We start from the raw sequence: 1,150 nt of genomic DNA on the forward strand, positions 1-1,150 counted from the left end.
CGTCTAAATCATTTTGATCGGCAATATTATTTTTACTTACGACAGAAATGAGCATTTGCGGGTCAAGTTTAAAACTTAACTCACCTTTAAGATTCCATGAAAAATCCATATTTGTAATGCCGATAAAGGCGGCATAGGTTTCTCCAGACGGCAGAGAACTGTTAAAATCAATAGGGTAGCTGGTATGATCAAGATTGAAAATGGAAATTTTTACATTGGTAGGGATCAGCTTATACCAAATCCAGCGGAATTCGCCCGATTGTACGGGCTTTTGATCAATGCCGTGTGTTTTGGAATAAACAACGCCGTATTTACCCGGAGGAACGGAAAACTGCGCCCAGCCGAACATGAAAGCGACCCCGGCAATTATAATCAATATAATCAGGGTGATAAAAAACTTTTTCATACTGTACTATAATAATACATATATTGATTTTTTTGCAACATATATTAAAGAAGGTAAAAGGATAAATTGGAGAATCGTGTAAACAGGATGGTTGATCCCGCGTCATGGATATTGTTACTGTCTTTTGTAGTTTCATTTGTCTCGCTTATAATTTATCTTATAGATATAAATTTTAGCGATAAAACTCTGTTATTATTACTTGACGTGATGCGGTATTCGTCATCTATGCTGTTTATTTGCGCTTTTTATAAAATAATATTAAATATTTACCGCAGTATTCGCGATCATAAGCTTCATTTATTAATATTATTGCTTGATCTTTTATTAATTGTATATTGTTTTGTAGTTATTTTGATGAATGAATTTATTATTACGTTTTCAGGGGGAAATTTATGAAAAAACTTTACGCTCTAAGGGGAGCGGTTCAATGTGAAAACACAACGGATGATATGATTCTGCAAATCGGCCTTATGTACGGAGACCTGCTTAATATGAACAAGCTGGAAGAAGCGGACATTGTTTCCGTAATGTTTTCCGTAACTGACGATCTTTACGCCATTAACCCATGTACGGCTTTACGAAGAGGCGGCAGGGCGGGGGAGCTTTCCCTTTTTTCAACACAGGAGCCAAAAAGTAAAAATTCCCTTGAAAGGGTTGTCAGAGTTTTAATTCACTGTTATCTTGATGAAGGGACTGTAATCAGACACGTCTATCTCAATGGGGCGGAAGTCTTGCTTCCTTAGC

The 1,150-nt window shown here is 36.6% G+C and carries 2 protein-coding genes and 1 pseudogene; 2 read left to right on the forward strand and 1 reads right to left on the reverse strand.

Going from position 1 to position 1,150, the window contains the following annotated elements; all coding sequences use genetic code 11:
• Window positions 1-406: pseudogene (locus ACYVRH_RS13025) on the reverse strand (hypothetical protein); the annotation flags it as partial.
• A 66-nt stretch (window positions 407-472) separates the two neighbouring features.
• Here ACYVRH_RS13025 and ACYVRH_RS13030 point away from each other — a divergent pair.
• Window positions 473-802 (forward strand): hypothetical protein, encoded by a 330-nt coding sequence (locus ACYVRH_RS13030; protein WP_461257328.1) that lies wholly within the window; start codon window positions 473-475, stop codon window positions 800-802.
• Complete coding sequence (locus tag ACYVRH_RS13035) at window positions 799-1,149, forward strand: chorismate mutase (protein ID WP_461257329.1); 351 nt, start codon at window positions 799-801, stop codon at window positions 1,147-1,149. Before ACYVRH_RS13030 ends, ACYVRH_RS13035 begins: the two co-directional genes overlap by 4 nt.
• Window position 1,150: the final 1 nt, after the last annotated feature.

It is taken from the genome of Treponema sp. R80B11-R83G3, from assembly GCF_054786115.1.

Excerpts from the sequence above, each read along its gene's own strand:
- ACYVRH_RS13035 (WP_461257329.1), top strand. The coding sequence starts at position 799 with ATGAAAAAACTTTACGCTCTAAGGGGAGCGGTTCAATGTGAAAACACA.